A 20568-nucleotide genomic window follows, 5' to 3' on the forward strand; every position below is an offset into this window, starting at 1 on the left:
CTAACTCAAAACACTTGAGAGATCTTCAATCATATCGTCAACTGCTCCTGACTCAAGTAATTGCTTCGTATTTATCAATCTCTCATTAGGACGATGCATTACGTTGAGCGCCGCTCGCGGTAATACTTGGACTGATCCCGTCGAGAGCACACTCATCCGTGAGGCCGCAGCAGATAACGCAGCAAAAATTCCACCTCCTGAAGAACCTATCACCAAAACATGCACGTAAACTCCACTCAAGTGTTTTAACCTCACAACAAGAGCCAACATCGCAAGGTGCTCTGACAAGAGTAACGCTTCATCGATCAGGCTGGGGGAATGGCTAGGGCAGTCAATAAAAATATTAATATTTAAGACTGAGTTGGGCAAAGTATTAATAGTTTTTACTAAATCATAAATACTCTCAGCGTCCGCAAAATAATCTGCTACTAAAGCATAAACTGCTGTTGTAGAACCAACCTGAATGTCCTGCACATATAATGAAGCTTTTCCAGACCACGAATTCTCGCGACCAAACTTGCTCCTATCAATTAACGGATGAATAGACTCTTTAGCGCTAAACGGAATGCTACGTATCACTCCGTTTGAAACAAATCTGCGCTCCAAGTCAAGGAGAGATTGATTGATAGACGGCCTTAGATTTTCGGAAGAAGATAGCAAATGCTGCAAGCCTCGTCGATAATCTTCTACCTCGTCTTTGACCAATTGAAATCGACTCGATGTGCTAACCCGACTCTCCCCACTCAAAATCAACCTAGCCTGATCAGTCGTTACCTCGCCCTCACCCGCGTATTGACTCAATGCTTGAATCAGCCTCAAGCCAGACATCGAAAATTGCGACTCCACATTCACCAACACGCTGTCACTAACTGCGGCGAGCATGCTACCGCCTCCGTAGCAGTGCTGGGTCACTAGGGATATAACTTGTAAACCTCTCAATTTGGCGTCAAGTAAATCTCTAAAGGCGAAACGAAAGGCTCCTAGAGCATCAGCACCTTCCGGAACTCGAACGCCTCCAGTATTCAGTAACATAATCAGCGGCAAGGTCATTTGTTCGGCTGCCGTTATAGCAACTCGCAGCTGGCTCGCTTCCGACGATCCAATGGACCCTCCTACAAGATTAAAATCAAACCCAACAATCACCACGGAGTTTGCGTCAAGCTTCCCGCGAACAACACTCAAGTCACCTGACGAATCACATTCGAGGTCGACACACAGATCAAAGAGCGTATTTATCTGACTAGCTAAATCAAGCTGAGAAAAAACCATACATTCACGCTAAGACCAAACATATATAGGAGATAAGATATGGCTAGTAATATTGCCAATCATTCTAAATGACAACCAAGAAAAATCTTCTTGGTCCCCTTCTAGTTTTGGTCATCAGCACTGCCTAAAACTTAGAGACTACAACCGACACCAGGATCTTCTAAACTCTCCCATGCCGTACCAATCACAGTATTGATACCATTTTCCACCCTCAAAGTATAAAAATTTTGTATGGGATTGTGGGACTTCGACATTTTCCAACGCCCACGTGGGCTGTCAATCTCCGCACCCTCCATAGCCTTAATTGCCTGGGTCTTTAGAGATAAATCACCGGATGTTTCCTGAAGAGCCTTGATCAACAAAAGACCAGCGTCATAGCCCTGAACCGCATAAACGTCAGCCTCTTGATTGTATGCTGTTCGGTAAGCCTCTCGGAACGCGAGATTCTTAACATTTTTAAGTCCATCAGCATAGTGAAGCGTTGTTGTAATACCCTCAGCAGCCTCCCCCTGAGCATCAAGCACCCCCTCTGTCAGGAAACCTGATCCGTACAGCGGGATTGAAGACTTGAGTCCTGCTGCTGTGTAATCCTTAACAAACTTGACAGCTCCACCGCCAGCGAAGAAACAAGCAACCGCATCAGGTTTTAGAGAAGCTATTTCGGTAAGAATCGCTTGGAACTCAACGTCAGGAAAGGGACAGAATAATTCTTTAATGACCTCACCGCCCGCAGCTTCGAATCCCTCTCGAAATGACGCTAATGCCTCTTCCCCTGCACCGTACTTCCAAGTCACAAAAACCGATTTTTTGTGTCCATTTTCAACCATGACTCTTCCCAAAGGGTGAGTAGGTTGCCAATTAGAGAATGAGGTACGAAATACATTAGGTGCACACATCGAACCCGTAGCCGCGTTCGCTCCAGCATTCGGAATGATCACTAAAGTTCCTGTTTCCTTCGCTACTTTGATCATTCCCATAGCGACACCTGAATGTACGGTACCAATGACTACGTCGACATTATCCCGCGTCATAATCTTGTTCGCATAATCGGTCGCCTTTGCGGGATCTGATTCATCATCGACGGTGAAAAATTCGATAGATTTTCCGTATGGTTTATCCCCCAATTCAGCCAAAGCCAGCCTAAATCCATTTTCAATGGCCATCCCAAGCTCTGCAAATGTCCCTGTATACGGAAGCATGAATCCCACGCGAATAGCGTTATCAGTCTTGTTACATCCAGCTAATGACAAAAAAGATAAGCCAGCTAAAGCCGAAGCTCCAGCCATAAATTCACGACGATTAATGATTGACATCTTGCCCCCCTTGTTAATTTTTTATTGTGCTCATGTGTTTTTTTGACGTAACTTGAACCGTTGAATTTTACCAGTCGCAGTCTTTGGTAGCACTTCAACGAACTCAATCCACCTCGGATACTTGAATGAAGCAAGCTTAGATTTCACATAATCTTTCAATTCATCAACCAGTGATTGGCTGGCATCTGAACCACTGGTCAATACAACAAAAGCTCGCGGTTTAGTAAGCTTATCTTCGTCTTCGTCACCGACAACTGCCGCTTCGAGCACAGCAGGGTGGGACATTAAAACCGCCTCAACCTCAAAGGGGGAAACATACAATCCGCTCACCTTAAGCATATCGTCTGATCGTCCACCGTAAGTATAAAACCCTTGCTCATCACAACTATACTTATCTCCCGCTCGAGTCCACTCACCACAGAAGGTCTCTCTAGACTTCTGCCTTTGATTCCAATATAAATTTGCTGCTGAAGGACCCTTAATTTGAAGCTCCCCTAGCTCCCCTATAGGAACGTCTCGACCATCTTCGCCCACCAACCGTATCTCATAGCCTGGGACGGGTTTGCCAGTGGTCCCGTATCGCACCTCTCCTGGTCGATTTGATAAAAAGATATGCAACATTTCAGTTGATCCAATTCCATCTAATATTTCGCTGCTAAAATGAGACGTCCAACGTTCTCCAATTTGTGGAGGAAGCGCCTCACCAGCCGAGGTCGCTATGCGAACTGAAACTTCGTCCCTACTGGGCAAGTCATCACTAGCTAACATGGCTCCAAATAACGTTGGGACCCCATAAAATATTGTGGGTTGATGATCTTTAATTCTTTTAAACACGGAATCAGGTGTTGGCCTCTCTGACATTAAAATCGTTGTCGCCCCTACAGAGAGCGGGAATGTCAATCCATTACCCAGCCCGTAAGCAAAGAATAATTTGGCAGCAGAAAAAACGATATCGTCTTCCTTTATCCCTAAAATTGGTTTGGCATAGAGTTCCGCCGTGTAAGCCAGACTCGAATGAATATGGACTGTTCCTTTAGGCTTACCAGTTGAGCCAGATGAATAAAGCCAAAAACAAACATCATCGCATGAGGTGCGTGCAGGCTCGCAATCTTTGCTAGCTTGGCTTTGAAGACTTTGCAAGTGATGATATTCTGAGTTGAGCTCTCCTGAAACAATAACGTGTTGCAGATATTTAGACTTCGTAATTGCGCTACCCAACTTTTCCAATAACGATGAGGTCACAATCAGTGCCTTCGCCCGGCTATCCTCCATCATGAATTCGTAATCTTCCGGAGTCAGTAGCGTATTGACAGCAACAGGAATGATTCCTGCTTTTATAGCGCCGAGAAATACTGATGGGAAATCGATGGTGTCAGAGTGCACAACCATCACTCGATCCTCCATCTCCAAGCCTAGTTTTTGTAACGCGTTCGCTGACTGATTTGCACGTACACACAGTTCTGCAAATGTGTAGCGTCCACCATCGTCAATGTATGCAATTTTTGCCGCTCGCCCCTCTACGATATTTCTCTCTAACAAATCGTGCGCCGCATTGAACAGTCGAGGCATATTGATGGTCGGAGGACTCGTTGAGTGATCGGACGTATACAAGTTCACATCGCTTGTATTGGTTTTTGACACACTAGTTCTCTTCACTGTAGATTGTTAACCGGATTATTTTTGCTCAATCATCTGAAAAAACAAGATCACATAATTTCAGCCATCCCTCGGACCAATCAGCCGCTTCCTCTTCCGGCATTGTGCCAGAGCTGGCGTCGTGCATCAGTATATCCCCGATTCGCTCAGCCCCGCACTGACGCAAGACATCATCAAAGTGCTTACCGCCGAAACAAAATGTTTCCGCATAAGTTCGATCACCGAGAGCAATCAAGCCGTAGCGTATATTTTGCAAATTTGGTTTCGATTCTTTAAGTGCAGCTATAAGGCCCCTAGCATTGTCAGGCACATCGCCTTGTCCATAAGTCGATGTGCAAATCAAATAGATGCTATCCGGATCAAAGATATCGGTAGTCAGCTTATCCATGTCTACCGTATCGACTTGAATCCCCTCACCGTCAAATCTCAACTCTAATTCCTTTGCTACTGACTGAGCGTTACCGGTCATGGTGCCAATCAGGATCTTGATCTGCTTCGTCATTTATTGAGTTCCAAACTAATGTATTAAAGTGTAATATATTGCATATAATGTACTATTTTTTTGCCCATTATATAGACAAACCAATAATGCGGTATGATTCATTGTATTAAGAAATATATTTCTAATAATGATGAACTTGATGACATCAACTGAGTCTACTACCACTGGTAATGTAAATAATTACAGCAAAAGGAAGACCTAAAGCATGCTTAAAACAGCGCATCCTAATGAAATCAGTAGTAAATCAGCCGATCCACAACCCTCTCGAGAATCAATGAACACTGAATTTCTACGATCAGTCGGTTCGAGACTAAAAAAGCTTAGAAAAGAAAAGAAAATAACCAGAAAGCTCGTATCGGAGAAATCCGGCGTGTCGGAACGATATCTTGCGCTGCTCGAATCGGGCCAAGGGAATGTGTCCATTGCTCTGCTACGGCAAGTAGCGCAATCCCTTGATGTCGAGCCAGAGACTCTCATATCAAATTCGGCACCGATTAACGCCGAGTCACGACTCTTGCTGGGACTGTTAGCCGGCCTATCGAGTAGTGACCGACTTAGATTTAAAGATCAATTACTAGGAGAGCTTCGCAATTCTCCGGCAAGCCGAAGTTACCGCATTGCTCTAATCGGCCTGCGGGGAGCTGGCAAAACTACGGTGGGACAGAGACTGTCCGCGATCTTAGGCATTCCTTTTGTTGAGATTGATCGGGAAATAGAGAAACTAGTTAATGCTCCACTATCAGAAATTTTTATTACCTATGGCCAAGAAGGCTATCGAAATTTAGAAAAAACGTGCCTTGAAAATGTACTGAGTAATGGGGATAACTGCATCATTTCTACTGGCGGTAGTATTGTACAAGAGCAGCCTACTTATGACTTACTTCTGGCAACTTGTTACACAGTGTGGCTTAAAGCTTCCCCCAGAGAACACATGGATCGAGTCGTGGCTCAAGGTGACTTACGGCCAATCGCTGGTAACAGTAGAGCGATGGAGCAACTTAAAGATATTCTTGCCAAACGACAATCCAGCTATGAAAAAGCGGATGTGACATTGGCGACTGACGGGAAAGCCCCTCACGTCATTGCAAGCCAAATCTTAGCGGATCGAACCCTTCGAAAATTAATACAACATACGCACTGATCAAGACTCCTTATGACTGCCCAACCTTCACATCAAGAAACAGAATCGAGCCAAGCTCAGACGGTTTTTTTTGATACTCATCCAACACTCTACAGGCATTGGTCTCTCTCCGTCAGTGAAAGTACTGCGACACTGCATATGGACGTGAATGAAGATGCCGGCCTGAAGCCCGGCTACAAACTGAAACTCAACTCATACGATCTCGGCGTTGACATCGAACTCTATGACGCCATCAACAGAATCAGATTTGAACACCCCAATGTCAAATGCGTTGTGATTACATCAGCAAAAGAAAAAATGTTTTGTTCTGGCGCTAATATTTATATGCTCGGACAGTCAACGTACTCTTGGAAAGTTAACTTTTGTAAATTCACCAATGAAACCAGAAATGGTATCGAAGACTCGAGCCGGTACGACGGCTTAAAATTTATTGCCTCAATTAACGGCACTGTTGCCGGCGGAGGCTATGAACTCGCGCTTGCCTGCGACAAACTCCTCATGATCGACGATCGATCCTCCAGTGTAAGCCTCCCAGAGGTGCCCCTTCTAGGTGTCCTACCAGGAACCGGAGGACTTACTCGCGTTATCGATAAAAGAAAGGTCCGGAGAGATTTAGCCGATGTGTTTTGCTCCACAACTGAAGGAGTCAGAGCAGACCGTGCGCAGGCATGGGGTCTTGTAGACGTAATTGCCAAACCAAATGACTTTAGTGCAGTTGAAAAAAATATCGTCAAAGAACTGTCCTCAAAAAGCTCGCGCCCAGAAGGGGCGACCGGCGTAGGTCTAACACAACTAAAACGAACAATAGATAGTGCAGGCATGCACTACTCAACTGTAGACATCGCTATTAATCGCTCGGCTCGAACTGCAACAATCGTAATCAACGTGCCATCAACGATAACGGGAGAGAGTCTAGAATCCATTCACCAACAAGGGTGCGATTGGTGGCCATTAACATTCGCTCGAGAGTTAGATGACGGGATTTTGCTATTGCGAACCAATGAACTTGAGATTGGCACCTGGATATTTCGAACGGTTGGAAATTGTAGCGACGTCCTCAAAATGGATGCCATCATCTTAGAGTATCAAGAAGATTGGTTCGTGAAGGAAACAATCGGATATTTACGCAGAACTTTAGCGCGCCTAGATGTTTCCTCAAGAACGATGTTTGCGCTCATCGGCGAAGGCTCATGCTTTGCGGGAACACTTTTTGAAATTGCTCTCGCTGCAGACAGAATTTTTATGCTTTCAGAGACGGAGGACGGAGAGCACCCTACCATCGGTCTATCGAAATTAAATTTTGGCAGCTTTCCAATGATCAATCATCTATCTCGATTACAAAACCGATTTTATGGTCATGATCATCAACTTCAAGAAGTGACATCCCTTGAGGGCAAGTTATTAGACGCGGAAGAGGCGCTCAACATCGGGCTCGTAACATATACTCCCGATGATATAGATTGGGATGACGAGCTACGCCTCGCGATAGAAGAACGTAACAGCTTATCGCCAGACGCCCTAACAGGGATGGAAGCGAATCTCAGATTTTCTGGGCCTGAAACGATGGAAACGCGCATCTTTACCAGATTATCTGCTTGGCAAAATTGGATATTCATAAGGCCTAATGCGGTTGGAGACCAGGGAGCCCTTAAGTTATACGGAAGCGGAAAAAAACCAGACTTCAACTGGCAAAGAATTTAAGGATAAGACTTAACTACTTCAAAAGACAAATAACAGGCGAATGAATCATGGACATTAACTACAGTGAAAAAATTCCAAATAACGTAAATCTCACGACGGACAGAAAACTTCAAAGAGCGCTTGAACACTGGCAGCCACACTTCCTTAAGTGGTGGGACGAACAAGGCCCAAAGGATTTTCAGTCAAACGATGTTTATTTACGAACCGCCGTAGGCGTTGACGCAAAAGGATGGGCGAGCTACGGACACGTAAAGATGCCTGATTATCGCTGGGGAATATTTCTTGCCGACCAAATCCCTGATAGAAAAATTGGCTTTGGCGATCACTTCGGAGAGCCTGTTTGGCAACAAGTTCCCGGGGAATTGCGGTCTCAATTTCGTCGAATTATCGTCACCCAAGGGGACACCGAGCCAGCTTCAGTAGAACAACAAAGATTACTAGGGCTTACCTGCCCCTCACTCTATGACCTAAGAAATCTATTCCAGGTCAATGTTGAAGAAGGTCGCCATTTATGGGCAATGGTTTATCTCCTTCATTGCTACTTTGGCCGAGATGGCAGAGAAGAGGCTGAAGAGCTTCTCGCAAGACACTCTGGAGATATTGACAACCCACGGATTTTGGGAACATTCAACGAACCAATTACTGATTGGTTATCCTTTTTTATGTTTACCTATTTCACCGACCGAGATGGTAAGTTCCAACTCAAAAGCCTTAGCGAATCAGGCTTTGACCCTCTTGCGAGAACTTGTCGATTCATGCTTACTGAAGAAGCCCATCACATGTTCGTTGGTGAAACTGGAGTAGGCCGTGTAGTCAGGCGCACCCTTGAGGTAATGAATGAAATTGGGACAGACGAATCAACCGCTATTCGAGAACAAGGTGCCGTTGACCTCGATACAATTCAAAAATATTTAAACTTTTGGTTTACCTCATCACTTGATCTTTTTGGCTCTGAGATATCTTCTAACGCGGCGACTTCCTTCGCAAATGGGATCAAAGGACGACCTGATGAAAGCCGATTCGAAGATCACCTGTGTCTTGATTCAATCTACGACATTGATACACCTGATGGAATCGAGAAAGTCAGCCTCCGAAATGCGATGAATGAGGTGACCCGTGAAGCTTACGTCAAAGATTGTGAAATCGGTATTAAACGTTGGAACATGATGATTAAAAGAGCCAATTTTGACGTGACCTTGTCGCTACCCAGCACTCGATTCCACAGAACAATTGGAAGCTGGACCAATCAAACAACCGACCCTCTCGGACATGTGATCACTCAACCAGAATACGATAAAGGAATTCCAACCTGGTTACCGACTGAAGAAGACCGAGGCTTTATTCGCAGCTTAATGCAACGCGTCACTGAACCGGGGAAAATGGCCGGTTGGATAGCACCGCCCGATAGGGGAATTAATAACAATCCAGTTGAATATGAATATGTTCGCCTTAAGTAAACAAAGGAAGCACTAGCTTCCCTTTTTTACTTGTGCGTCTAATAAAGAAGCGTGATTCCCTATAGCCTGCTATGTGCCATCCCTAATACGAGGTGTACTTCTAACAATTAAAGAATACGCCACAGGGATAATAAACAATGTCAACAAAGTTCCAATAGAAACACCCCCAACAATCACCCAACCAATCGCTCGTCTGGATTCAGCCCCGGCACCAGAAGATAGCGCTAATGGCAAGGCGCCCAGTGACGTTGCCAATGCAGTCATCAAAATAGGGCGCAATCTTAAAATTGATGCCTCTAAGACTGCCTCTACTTTTTCCTTTCCCGCTCTGCGCAGTTGATTTGCAAACTCCACAATGAGAATCCCGTTCTTAGTAATCAAACCAACCAACATGACTAAGCCAATTTGACTATAAATATTTAAGGTGCCCCCATCTCCGAGTTTAGCGTTAAGCCACATCACAAAAAGAGCGCCGAGGAATCCCAAAGGCACCGTCAGCATAATAACCAACGGTCCAACAAAGCTCTCAAACTGAGCAGCTAGAACAAGGTAAATAAAGATGAGGGCAAGTACCAAAGTTACTTTCATATCGTCCCCACTTTCCCTAAATTCTCTCGATGCTCCATTCAGATCAGTTGCCACATTTTTGGGTAACTCCTGAGCCACAATGGAATCGATGTGGTCGAGCACCTGTCCTAGACTAGCGCTGGGATCTACGTTTCCGTTAATGATCGCAGCACGGGATTTATTAAAGTGATTCAACTCTTTCGGCGTAACCGTCTCCTCTATGGTCACAAGATTTGATAACTGAACCAGCTGACCACTCCTCGCTCTGACATAAATAGAGGTTAAATCCGTTGGTTGCCGCCGCTTTTCATCTTCCATTTGTAAAACAACGTCATACTGCTTTCCTTCTCGCTTATAGCGTGTTACGTCAACCCCACCCAATAACATCTCTACCGTCCTACCAATTGCAGCCATTGATATGCCCATTGAGGCCGCTTTGTCACGATCAATGTTGACTCTGAGTTGAGGCTTATTAAGCTTAAGGTCGGTATCAAGTCCGGTAATGCCCTTATAACTACTCAACTTTGCCTTCACTTTATCTACGTAACCTTGCAATTCCTCATATGAATTTCCATAAATTACATATTCGATTTCCTTAGACAAAAAACTCTGCCCTAAAGACAGCGGATTCATCGCAAAAGCAATTACACCGGGAATGCCACCATACAACTTGGGTGTGATTTCTTTAGCGATATCGAGTTGATTTCTCTTCCGTGTATCCCAGTGCTCAAGTACGGCAAAACCAATCCCAAAATTCACGGGATTCGGCCGCTCTAAGCCTGGCGCCACCACCTCAAAGAGGGTCTCTATTTCAGGAACATTTTGATCTAAAACGCTTGCAATTTGTTTCATATAACGATCGGTGTACTGCATTGTTGCTCCTTCCGGGGCAACCGCAAATGCCATTAAGAAGCCCCGATCCTCTAGGGGAGACAGCTCTGGCTTCAACTGAAGGAACAAACCGACCATGGCAAACATAGCGATGACAAAAACACCGAGCACAACATACCAACCTCTTAGCATGAATCTTAAAATGGCCGCATAACCATTATTCATTTTTTCAAAAAACAAGTCGCTCATTTTGTACAAAGGGCCATGACTCTCTCGCCCCTTTAACAAAATGGAACACATCATAGGTGTTAACGTTAAGGCAACAAAACCACTAACCAATACTGCAGAAACTACAGTTAGTGCGAATTCAATAAATAGTTGACCTACTCGACCTGTTATGAATACGAGCGGCGCAAATACCGCAACCAGTGTGATTGTCATCGCAACAACGGCAAAACCAATTTCTTTTGCGCCCTTCATAGCAGCTTCAAATCGATTCATTCCAGATTCAATATGACGGTGAATGTTTTCTAACATAACAATTGCATCGTCAACCACCAGTCCAATCGAAAGCACGATTCCCAAAAGCGTCAAAACGTTGATTGAGAAACCAAGTACGTAGAGGAAAAAGAACGAACCAATGAGTGAAATCGGTATCGTGACAATAGGAATTAAAGTCGCACGAACACTGCGCAGAAAGACAAAAATTACAAGAACAACCAAGATCAGCGCCTCAATGAGCACCTGGTACACCGAATCAATAGCAGCAGATATAAACTCAGACGTATCAACCGCAACCTTCAACGACATCCCTTCAGGCAGACCCGCAATAAGCCGAGGAAGAATATCTCTAACTGCTTGGGCGAGTGCAACGGTATTCCCTGTAGACTGTTTGACAATCCCCAGGCCAAGCGCTTCTTCACCAGAAATCCTAACGATTTTTCGATTCTCATAGGGTGCCGGTGTAGCGCGCCCCACATCTCTAATTCGTATTGGATATCCCGCCGATTCCCGAATGATCATATTATTGAATGCTTCGGGACTCTTAAGGTCAGTTTCAGTCATGACCGTTAGTTCTCTATCGTTACTCTCAATACGCCCACCTGGGGAGTCTAAGTTTTGCTGCCTTAACGCGACTTCCACGTCTTGAATTGTCAATCCTCGTGCTGCTAATTTTTCTCGGTCAATCCACACCCGCATCGCATAACGACGTTCGCCACCGATAATCACCGTAGCGACACCAGGAAGAGTTTTCAAGGGGTCCGTTAAATACCGATCCGAATAATCGGTCAACTCCATTGGAGTGTGCCGATCGCTTTTCAACGCGAGCCACATCACAGGAAACGCATCAGCCTCAATTTTAGACACCACTGGATCGGCGGCGGTTTCTGGCAACAAGGTTTGTATACGAGCCACTCTATCTCTAACGTCATTCGCAGCAGCCTCGACATCTCGATCCGTTACAAACGTAACCGTAATCTCACTGACTTCCTCTTTACTCTTGGATCTAATGGTGTTGACGCCTTCAATGCCAGACAAGACATCCTCGATTGGCGTGGTGATAACGCTCTCGACCACCTGAGCGGTCGCCCCCTTAAAAACAGTTCTGACAGAAACAACCGGCGGATCTATTTTTGGATATTCTCGAACCGATAAGCGATCGAACGATACGACGCCCAACAGCACAATCATCAAACTAAGTACTGTTGCCAGCACCGGTCTACGTATGGAAATCTCAGAAAGGATCATAAGTCTCTAAAGCTAGAAATAAATTTTTCTTTACGCAACGAATGGCGCTCGTATTATTATTTCGCACCACCTAATACTGTCACTGGCGCACCATCTTGAATTTTCATCTGCCCTTCGGTCACAACAATGTCACCAGGCATTAATCCTTCGAGGACCTCAACCTGCCCAGGACTTCTCTGCCCGAGCTCTACCTTCGTGAGTGCCACTTTGCCGTCTATAACCTTGTAAACAAAGTTCTCCGCGCCTTGCGGCCAAAGCGCTTGCTCGGGAACTGATACCGCATCTTTCTTTTTGGCCATAATAAGGGATACCCTCCCAAACATCCCGGAGCGTAATTGACCTGCCTTGTTACTTAATTTCGCACGCACGAGCGCCGTCCTTGTCTCTGTGTCCATACCAGCTTCAATTGCATACACTTTCCCTTCAAATACAGCATTTGGAAAAGAGTCAACGACTACGGATATAGATTGACCGGGACTAACTTTAGCGAGATACACTTCAGGAACTCTAAAGTCTACTTTTACCGAGCTAATATCCTCTAATCTTGCAATGTCGTCACCAGCCTGCAGATAAGCCCCGAGACTGACTTTACGCAGACCTATTACACCCGAAAATGGTGCCGTAACTACTGTTTTTTTCAGACGCGCATCCGCCTCTTGAACCATTGCAGCCAAACGGTCAACTGTACCTGCTTGTAAATCCAGAGCTTCCTTACTGATGAACTTTTGCTCATACAGTTCTTTAGACCTCAAGAATCTTTGCTTCTCTGTTCGAAGCTCCGCGTTAATTGCTGCGAGTTGGGCGCGGGGCTCTCCGTCATCTAAGGCCACGAGCAACTGACCTTTTTGAACCTTCTGTCCTTCTTCAAAATTCAATTTCAAGAGGCGACCATTAATCTCCGTCCTAATTCGAACTGATTCGTTCGCCTCTACAGTACCAATAGCGGCAATCTCATCTAATAGATCACTAACAATTACAGGCACCGCCTGCACGGGCAAACCTTGAGGTTTAGCTGGGGCGGCTTGTTCAACTTTTTCAGGCGTGTTCTCAACCTCTCCAAAGGGCCAATTTAGATATACAAACAAGCCCAATACTGCGGCCAGAATCACTACCCAAAACGCTAAGCGACTTTTTGTTTTCAACAACTTACCCCCTTAAAATTTTAAAAGACTACATAAAGCCGACAATAGAATCCTAAATTATCTTTAATAATGCACATTAATCAGAAAAAAATAATATACCCCACAGTACAAAATTTTATAAAGCCCACTAACACTGTTCAAAAAATCAGAATAATTGGAGATTCTAAAACTCCATATTGCAATTAGCACTTAAGATTTTGACTGCGATCTTTCGATCTCATCACGTACCTGAGCCATATCCAGCTTACCCATTCGGTCAAGCAGCCCTTCAAGCGAGTAAGCTGGAACAGCTCCTGGCTTTGAGTAAAGGATAACTTGCTCCCGAATAACTACCAACGTAGGGATGGAACGGATCCCAAAGGTAGAGGTTAACTCCTGCTCTTCTTCAGAATTCACTTTGGCAAAATATACCCCTGTATATTTCTCCGAGGCAGCCTCAAACACTGGCGCAAACGTCTTGCATGGCCCACACCAGGGCGCCCAAAAATCGATAATAACCATTTCGTTTTCTTTAACGGCTTGGTCAAACGTATCACCAGTCAAGTCAGCTACTGACATGTTTCTACACCCATTAGGCTAAACATTTATTTCCTCATGTTAGCATTTTGTAAACATTTATACTAAAGAGCTTGAGCGATGGAACCTACCAAAGTGATACAAAATGGTAGGAAGCACAAGAAGATTCAAAAGGGTTGACGTAAAGAGTCCACCTACAATAATGGTCGCCATGGGCCCCTCAATTTCTCGACCAGGCTCTCCAGTCCCTAGGGCTAGCGGCAATAAGGCAAGACCAGTCACTAGAGCGGTCATCAGAATGGAAGTTAGTCGCTCAGAAGCCCCTCTTACGACTGTATCGAAATTCCAAGCAACTTTCTCAACTTCAACAAGGTATTGATAATGAGATACCAGCATGATGGAGTTCCTGAGCGTAATGCCAAACAAAGTCACAAATCCCACCAAGGAGCCTAGAGATAGCCAACCTCCGGAGAATATCACTGCAATTACCCCACCAACAAGAGCAAAAGGTAAATTCAAGAAGGTGATCGCCATATTATGCAGTTGATTAAAAGCAATATAAAGGAGTATGAAGATGCCGACTCCGGCTAACAACGAATGAACCACTAAATCCGCCTTTGCCTTCCGCTCGGATTCAGCAGTCCCAGAAAAGACAACATAATTGCCGGGTGAGAGCACCACATCAGCCAAAATTTTCTCTTTCGCTCTAAATCCAAAGGAACCCAAGTCTCGGCCCGAGAATCTCGCAGTGACCGTTTGTACTCGGCGACCATCAGAATGCAGTATTTTATATCGACCACCAATCAAGCTAATATCGGCAACATCTGACAACCGAACGACAGAATCCCCAATTTTCTTAATCAATAAGTCAGACAACAAGCGTACGTTCTGCCTGAGTGAATCTTCAAGAATTACGACAATATCGACAACCCGGTTTTCCTTTCTAATCTGGCCCACTACTTCACCGTCATATGCCGCACTGACCACCTGAAGCACCTCACCTGGCGTCACGCCCAATGCCGACAAACGGGCGTGTCGTAGTCTAATATCCAGCTGCGGCGTACCAGCGGGCGCCTGTATCTGAACATCTTCTGAACCATAGACTTGATTTAAGCTAGCGGCAACCTGACGCGCATCACGATCTAAAGTATCGAGATTGGACCCATAAATCGTAGCGACAAACGGGGCAGCGAAACCAGTGATCGTCTCTTCGATACGCTCTGTCAAAAATGTATTAACACCAAAACTTAATCCAGGAAAATGTCCAACTTTCTGCCCACCAAGCACATCCCGTATTTCAGAGAGAACTCGTTCTTGTTCGTCTCCATCTAAAGCGCCAACTTCTATCTCAAATTCACTGTAATGCGTTCCAAAAGTGTCTGCACCATTTTTAGAGCGCCCTACCCATTGTGCTACAGATTCGACCCCATCAATTTCACCCAATGCCGCAGATACTCGATCACCAATTCTCAACGACTCTCTCTCTGATGTGCCAGGAACAGCCGTCATATGAGCAATATAGTGCCCCTCCTTCAAGGCGGGAATAAACTCGCCAGAAAATAATGGGAAAACACAGATGCCAGAGATAACGAGAACGATAACCACCGTAAGATTACGCGCGAATTTCCCCTCAAACCAAACCAAAAGCTTCTCATACTGAGGCCGAATAAATGAAACTGCTGGAGGATCATCTGCTGATAAGTTACTGCTACCTAAAAGTAGATAACACAAAGCGGGAGTGAGCGTTACTGCCGTCACTAAAGATGCCAATATGGCAAATATGTAAGCGAGCCCAAGCGGTGCAAAAAGTTTGCCTGCAATACCTGACAAAGTTAAAAGTGGTACGAACGCCAAAACGACAATAAAGGTGGCATAAACTACCGAACTCCTCACCTCCACTGAGGCTTCCAAAACCACGTCAGATACTCTTTGTCCCCCGCCTGCAATTTGATTTAATCTCAGCCGTCTAAAGATATTCTCTGTATCAATAATGGCATCATCTACCACCTCTCCAAGAGCAATTGCTAAGCCTCCAATAACCATCACATTGAGTGCCACATCAAGTGCATCGAGAACAATCACTGCGGACAGTAAAGATACTGGCATAGCGACGGCGCATATGATTGCTGTACGCACGTTATAGAGGAATAGGAACAAAATACCAATCACAAGGACCGAACCAATTAGCACGTCACGCTGTACATTTTCAACTGCTGTTTCTATAAAATTCGCTGGCCTAAAAAGATTCTTGTGAAGAGTAATTTCCTCTCTCTTAATTAATGGTTCAAGTTCTAATATCGCCCGTTCTAGGTCTTGCGTGACCGCGTACGTATTGGCACCTAGCTGCCCTTGTATCATTAAAAAAACACCAGGCTGCGCATCAATGGACGCAGCGCCAATAGATGGCGCAGGGCCAGCGATAACCTTGGTCAAATCTCCAAGATGAATATTGACTCCAGCACGCGACTCAACGATCAAATGCTCAAGATCCCCCAAATCTCTTGGCTGCCCATCCATTTGAATATTCACATGTTGGTTAGGTGTCTTAATGAAACCCGTCCCCACCATACCTGTCGCAGATTTTGCGGCATCTATTAAGTGTTGAAATGAAACATTGGCCTGTTCTAATTTTTGAAGGTCCACCTGAATTTGCCACTGCTCAACATCGCCACCGAAAACGTTAACTTCAGCGACACCAGGGACAGCCAATAAATGAGGGCGTATGCTCCAATCCACTATAGTCCTCAACTCAGAAAGAGAACGTTTGTCTGAGGTCACGCCAATACCTAAAACCGTACTGGCAGAAGAGGTCAGAGGGGTCATGGTTGGGGCGTCTACCCCTCGTGGCATTTCGATTGCTAGGGCCGCTATGCGCTCCCCAACCACCTGCCTGTTGAGATAAACATCGCTACCGTCCTTAAAAATTACGGTTACAACCGACAATCCGGGTATTGACTGGGAACGGATATTCGCTAGCTCCGGGATTCCCATTAAGGCATTTTCTATCGGCTGCGTTACTAACTTCTCAACTAATTCGGAAGAATAGCCTTGAGCCTCTATCTGAAGAACAACTTGGCTTGGCGAAAACTCAGGAAAAACATCTAAGTTGGCATTAGAAATGGTATACAAACCATAGCTGATAACGGTAATTGCGAGAGTGACAACGACCCCAGCATATTTGATCGAATTACGAACGATTCCGACAATCATGAGGTTTCGTTTCCATCATCTATAGAAATAGCGTGATGCCACCCCCACGCTACGCGACCCAGAGACTGAGTTTCAGTCCTCATTCTCGTTACGTATTTGGTATTTCAACTCTTCTGATAACAGAAGTTGTGCGCCCGACACAACGATCTGATCTCCCGGCACAAACGCATTAACCTCGAACCAACCCATTCCCAAATCAACATCGGCTTCAATTTTTAATCGAGCAAAAACCCCATCACTAAGCCGCTTGAACACCCACGGTTTACCCGCATGCCATAAAACCGCCTCACCAGGTATAAAAACACCTGAGACCTCTTCTAAATTTTTAGATAATGAAACAACGACTCGAGTACCGGTTGGAATTTGCTCATCAACCATAAAAAATTTATCTGCTGCCCCAGTACCAAATTGTGCACTTGGGGCCTCCGAGACATAACGCGCAGATATTTTCTGAGTTGGGAAGCCCACGGGAGCAATATCAACAGTACCAGTTCCTGCAGCAGATAGCGCAGCATCCCTGACAAATAATCGTACAAGACTCGCTTTTCGAGTTACCAAACTTTTAAAATCAGAAGAATCGTCATTAAGCAACCAGTCAATCACTTCAGAGCCCCATATTGCGCTCGCAGAATGCCTTAATGACGCTAAATTTCTACGCAAATTAAGTCGATGCATTCTAACGGCATCGAGCTGATACTCACTTTCCATTAACTCACGTCTTGAAATATTTTGGCGATCTTCAAATAACAGATTAGCCCGCTTGTACGATTCTGCTAGATGCGCCTCTTCGATAGCTTTAGCACGATCCTCATTTAAAAAAGTAATCAAACGCTCTTTGATTTCTAACAGCCCAGAGATATCGAGAATCTCTCCGAACAGTTGATATTCAACTTGATGATGCATGACTTCCAGCTTTATCAATTCAATCCCAGCCGCATCCTGATCCTCGCGAGCCAGCCTAACCAGTGAGACCCCATCTTCGTAATCGGTCAAATCCCTAGTCTCTATCTCTTCGTCATAATCAGACTCGCTGAGTAAGAAATCGTCTCGATTAAATGTCACGAGGACAAATAAAAGTGCAGCGATAAATAGCGTAAGGCCACCAATGACCAAATTATATTGACGCGTATTCAAGTCAATGCCTCTAGTGTTTATTCATAACCATCGGGAACCGATACTTAAAAACTAATGGAGTTTGACACGAATCCTCAAGTTCAGCGACTGCAGAAAAAAAGGTAACTTTATTGTCAATAAACCGTTCTGCTATCTGAATATAATTTAAACGTGCATCGTAGAGTTCAACTCGGCTGATATCTCCCGCGCTAAATCCGTCTTCTTTACCGGAAAACATGCTATGGGCTCGGCGTAAATTTAAGCTACTCTGTTGCAACCTATCTTGAGCAGACAGGGCAGCGGCATGATTTCGATCAATCTCAACAAGAATATTAATTTGCTTTTCCTTAACTTGCAGATGTTTCAGCGACCTCGAGGCCTCCGCCTGCGAAATGAATGCATCAGCATGATTTGGTAAAACCAATCCCAATGCAAAATTCCAAATATTGTCTCCCTGATCCCAAAAATAGCCTGGAGCTATCGATATCTCGGGGTACTGTTTGATAAGAGCCAGCTTCAATTCAACATCGGCAATACCGAAATCAATAAGAGATTTTTGTAAATCAATACGATTACGTAACGCAGCACCCCTAAAATCTAGAGCTTCCATTGTGAAGATCTGATCAAAATCAGACGTCTCGAGATCAAGTTTTTGCAAGTCAGCCGCAGAAATGCCTATCAAGCCAGCCATCAAAGAAATAATCTCGAGTCTTTCCATTTCAAGATCTAGCTCAAGCTCACGAAATAGTCCCAGATCAAACCGTCTTTTATCTAACTCCTGTCGATCTGTGAAGCCATAAGAAAATCTAGCTTCAATAAGCCCATTTAACTCTTCCGCTAACTTTATTTTCTGAACATAGAGTTTTCGTTTAGCCTCATTTGCAGCCAAACGGAATAAATTATTGCGCAGGGACGAATGCAGCGACCATATTTCTTGAGTAAGCTCGAGCGCTGCTCCATCCAAATAGAACAATGACTTTTGCGACAAAGCCTCTCGTTTTTTTTTCGAGAAAAACGGTAAATCTACCGCGAACCCCACTCCCCAAGGCTCTTGCCCATTTACTTCCTTTGTATGGTACTCAGTAGCCACTTGGACTTTTTGCCACACCCCTAGACCCGACGATTGGGCTGAAACCTCAGACAACTCTATATTTTTTCGAGCAACCTCAAGCCTCGGACTGAGGTAGAGCCCCGCATACATGAGCTCCTCAAGCCCCCATCGGTCAGGCGGCCAAGATCGGCCATAGCCCGACTCAGTCACAAAACTAGCCAAATTATTAAGCATTACCTCCCTAGACTCAAAATCTTGCGTTATTTGCGCTTTTTTGGGCGTATCGGGAACATAGCTCTTCATGTGCCCGCATCCAAAAAGAACTAGGCAAAAAATACCCAAAAAGAAATATGGCGCGACATGACAATAACTGCGCATCCAGGCTCCGGGCATTTTGTGAATAAACTCGCTGTTTTTAAGTTGATCGAAGTCCGTAACACAGCTCCTCGTCAATCGACGCGGGCTCTATGGACATCGCTAAACTTGTGGATTAACTTTCTCGACACCAGACTGTAGCTTATTGATGGCATTCAAATAAGCTTTGGCTGAAGCAACTACGATGTCTGTATCAGCTCCATGTCCGTTCACAATCTTACCGTTTTTAGCAAGCCGTACACTTACCTCACCTTGAGAATCTGTTCCACTCGTAACGGCATTAACAGAATATAGCTGAAGATCCGCTCCACTAGTAACAATTGACTCGATCGCCTTGAATGTAGCATCCACTTGTCCGCTACCAGATGCATGAGCACTCTTTTCCTCGTCGCCTTCTGACAAAAAGACTGTTGCCTTAGGCGCCTCACCAGTCTCAAAAGAGGCCTTTAAAGACAGTAACTTAAAACGCTCATCGTTCACATTGATCGCCTCGTCTGATGAGATCAACATGACCAGATCTTCATCAAAAACTTCATGCTTCTTATCCGCCAATTCTTTAAAACGTGCGAATGCGGCATTCATAACCTCTTCGCCACTCACTTCGATACCGAGCTCGATCAATCTTTGCTTGAATGCATTACGCCCAGAGTGTTTGCCGAGTACTAATTTATTCTTAGACCAACCAACGTCTTCGGCCTTCATAATTTCATAGGTTTCGCGATGCTTAAGCACCCCATCCTGATGAATCCCTGACTCGTGCGCAAATGCATTAGCACCGACAATTGCCTTATTCGGCTGTACCGGGAACCCAGTTATCGCAGACACCAATTTAGAGGCAGGAACAATTTGAGTCGCATCAATCCTAGTGTCACATTGGAAAAAATCTTGTCTTGTCCGGACAGCCATCACGATTTCTTCTAAAGACGCATTGCCTGCCCTCTCCCCAAGCCCATTGACTGTGCACTCAATTTGACG

14 protein-coding genes are annotated in these 20568 nt (G+C 44.9%); 3 read left to right on the plus strand and 11 right to left on the minus strand.

Features of this window, described 5'->3' with window-relative positions; all coding sequences use genetic code 11:
• The 4 genes from O3A65_04575 to O3A65_04590 all read right to left on the minus strand — a co-directional run bounded on the left by O3A65_04575 (position 1) and on the right by O3A65_04590 (position 4740).
• The gene (locus O3A65_04575; protein ID MDA1331746.1) at positions 1–1269 is read right to left on the minus strand and encodes a hypothetical protein; all 1269 of its coding nucleotides are present in this window, start codon (positions 1267–1269) and stop codon (positions 1–3) included.
• A 131-nt stretch (positions 1270–1400) separates the two neighbouring features.
• Positions 1401–2582, minus strand: a complete 1182-nt coding sequence (locus tag O3A65_04580; GenBank protein MDA1331747.1) for an ABC transporter substrate-binding protein — start codon at positions 2580–2582, stop codon at positions 1401–1403.
• A 30-nt stretch (positions 2583–2612) separates the two neighbouring features.
• Positions 2613–4151, minus strand: coding sequence for a benzoate-CoA ligase family protein (locus tag O3A65_04585; GenBank protein MDA1331748.1), 1539 nt, complete (start codon positions 4149–4151; stop codon positions 2613–2615).
• Between the two features lie 115 nt (positions 4152–4266).
• Positions 4267–4740, minus strand: a complete 474-nt coding sequence (locus O3A65_04590) for a flavodoxin domain-containing protein (protein MDA1331749.1) — start codon at positions 4738–4740, stop codon at positions 4267–4269.
• A 205-nt stretch (positions 4741–4945) separates the two neighbouring features.
• Between O3A65_04590 and O3A65_04595 the strand changes: the two genes are divergently transcribed.
• From O3A65_04595 to boxB, 3 genes are read left to right on the plus strand one after another with little or no spacing between them, the layout of a single operon-like run.
• Positions 4946–5881, plus strand: a complete 936-nt coding sequence (locus O3A65_04595) for a helix-turn-helix transcriptional regulator (protein ID MDA1331750.1) — start codon at positions 4946–4948, stop codon at positions 5879–5881.
• 12 nt (positions 5882–5893) lie between these two features.
• On the plus strand, positions 5894–7582 hold the full coding sequence (gene boxC, locus O3A65_04600) for a 2,3-epoxybenzoyl-CoA dihydrolase (protein ID MDA1331751.1): 1689 nt from the start codon (positions 5894–5896) through the stop codon (positions 7580–7582).
• 44 nt (positions 7583–7626) lie between these two features.
• A complete protein-coding gene (boxB, locus tag O3A65_04605) occupies positions 7627–9039 on the plus strand; it encodes a benzoyl-CoA 2,3-epoxidase subunit BoxB (protein ID MDA1331752.1) in 1413 nt (470 codons plus the stop codon).
• 69 nt (positions 9040–9108) lie between these two features.
• On the opposite strand, the gene O3A65_04610 is transcribed toward boxB, so the two are convergent.
• From O3A65_04610 to O3A65_04640, 7 genes are all read right to left on the minus strand, one after another.
• Positions 9109–12186, minus strand: a complete 3078-nt coding sequence (locus O3A65_04610) for an efflux RND transporter permease subunit (protein MDA1331753.1) — start codon at positions 12184–12186, stop codon at positions 9109–9111.
• Positions 12187–12242: 56 nt separating this feature from the next.
• Positions 12243–13331, minus strand: a complete 1089-nt coding sequence (locus O3A65_04615; GenBank protein ID MDA1331754.1) for an efflux RND transporter periplasmic adaptor subunit — start codon at positions 13329–13331, stop codon at positions 12243–12245.
• A gap of 186 nt (positions 13332–13517) precedes the next feature.
• A complete protein-coding gene (gene trxA / locus O3A65_04620) occupies positions 13518–13886 on the minus strand; it encodes a thioredoxin (protein ID MDA1331755.1) in 369 nt (122 codons plus the stop codon).
• A 57-nt stretch (positions 13887–13943) separates the two neighbouring features.
• Complete coding sequence (locus O3A65_04625; GenBank protein MDA1331756.1) at positions 13944–17054, minus strand: efflux RND transporter permease subunit; 3111 nt, start codon at positions 17052–17054, stop codon at positions 13944–13946.
• Between the two features lie 72 nt (positions 17055–17126).
• Positions 17127–18188 (minus strand): hypothetical protein, encoded by a 1062-nt coding sequence (locus O3A65_04630; GenBank protein ID MDA1331757.1) that lies wholly within the window; start codon positions 18186–18188, stop codon positions 17127–17129.
• Positions 18189–18198: 10 nt separating this feature from the next.
• Complete coding sequence (locus O3A65_04635) at positions 18199–19521, minus strand: TolC family protein (protein ID MDA1331758.1); 1323 nt, start codon at positions 19519–19521, stop codon at positions 18199–18201.
• Positions 19522–19695: 174 nt separating this feature from the next.
• The coding region (locus O3A65_04640) for a 2-isopropylmalate synthase (protein ID MDA1331759.1) at positions 19696–20568 on the minus strand (873 nt) is incomplete at its 5' end.

It is taken from the genome of Pseudomonadota bacterium (genome assembly GCA_027624715.1).
Classification (GTDB): Bacteria; Pseudomonadota; Gammaproteobacteria; order Burkholderiales; family Eutrophovitaceae; genus Eutrophovita.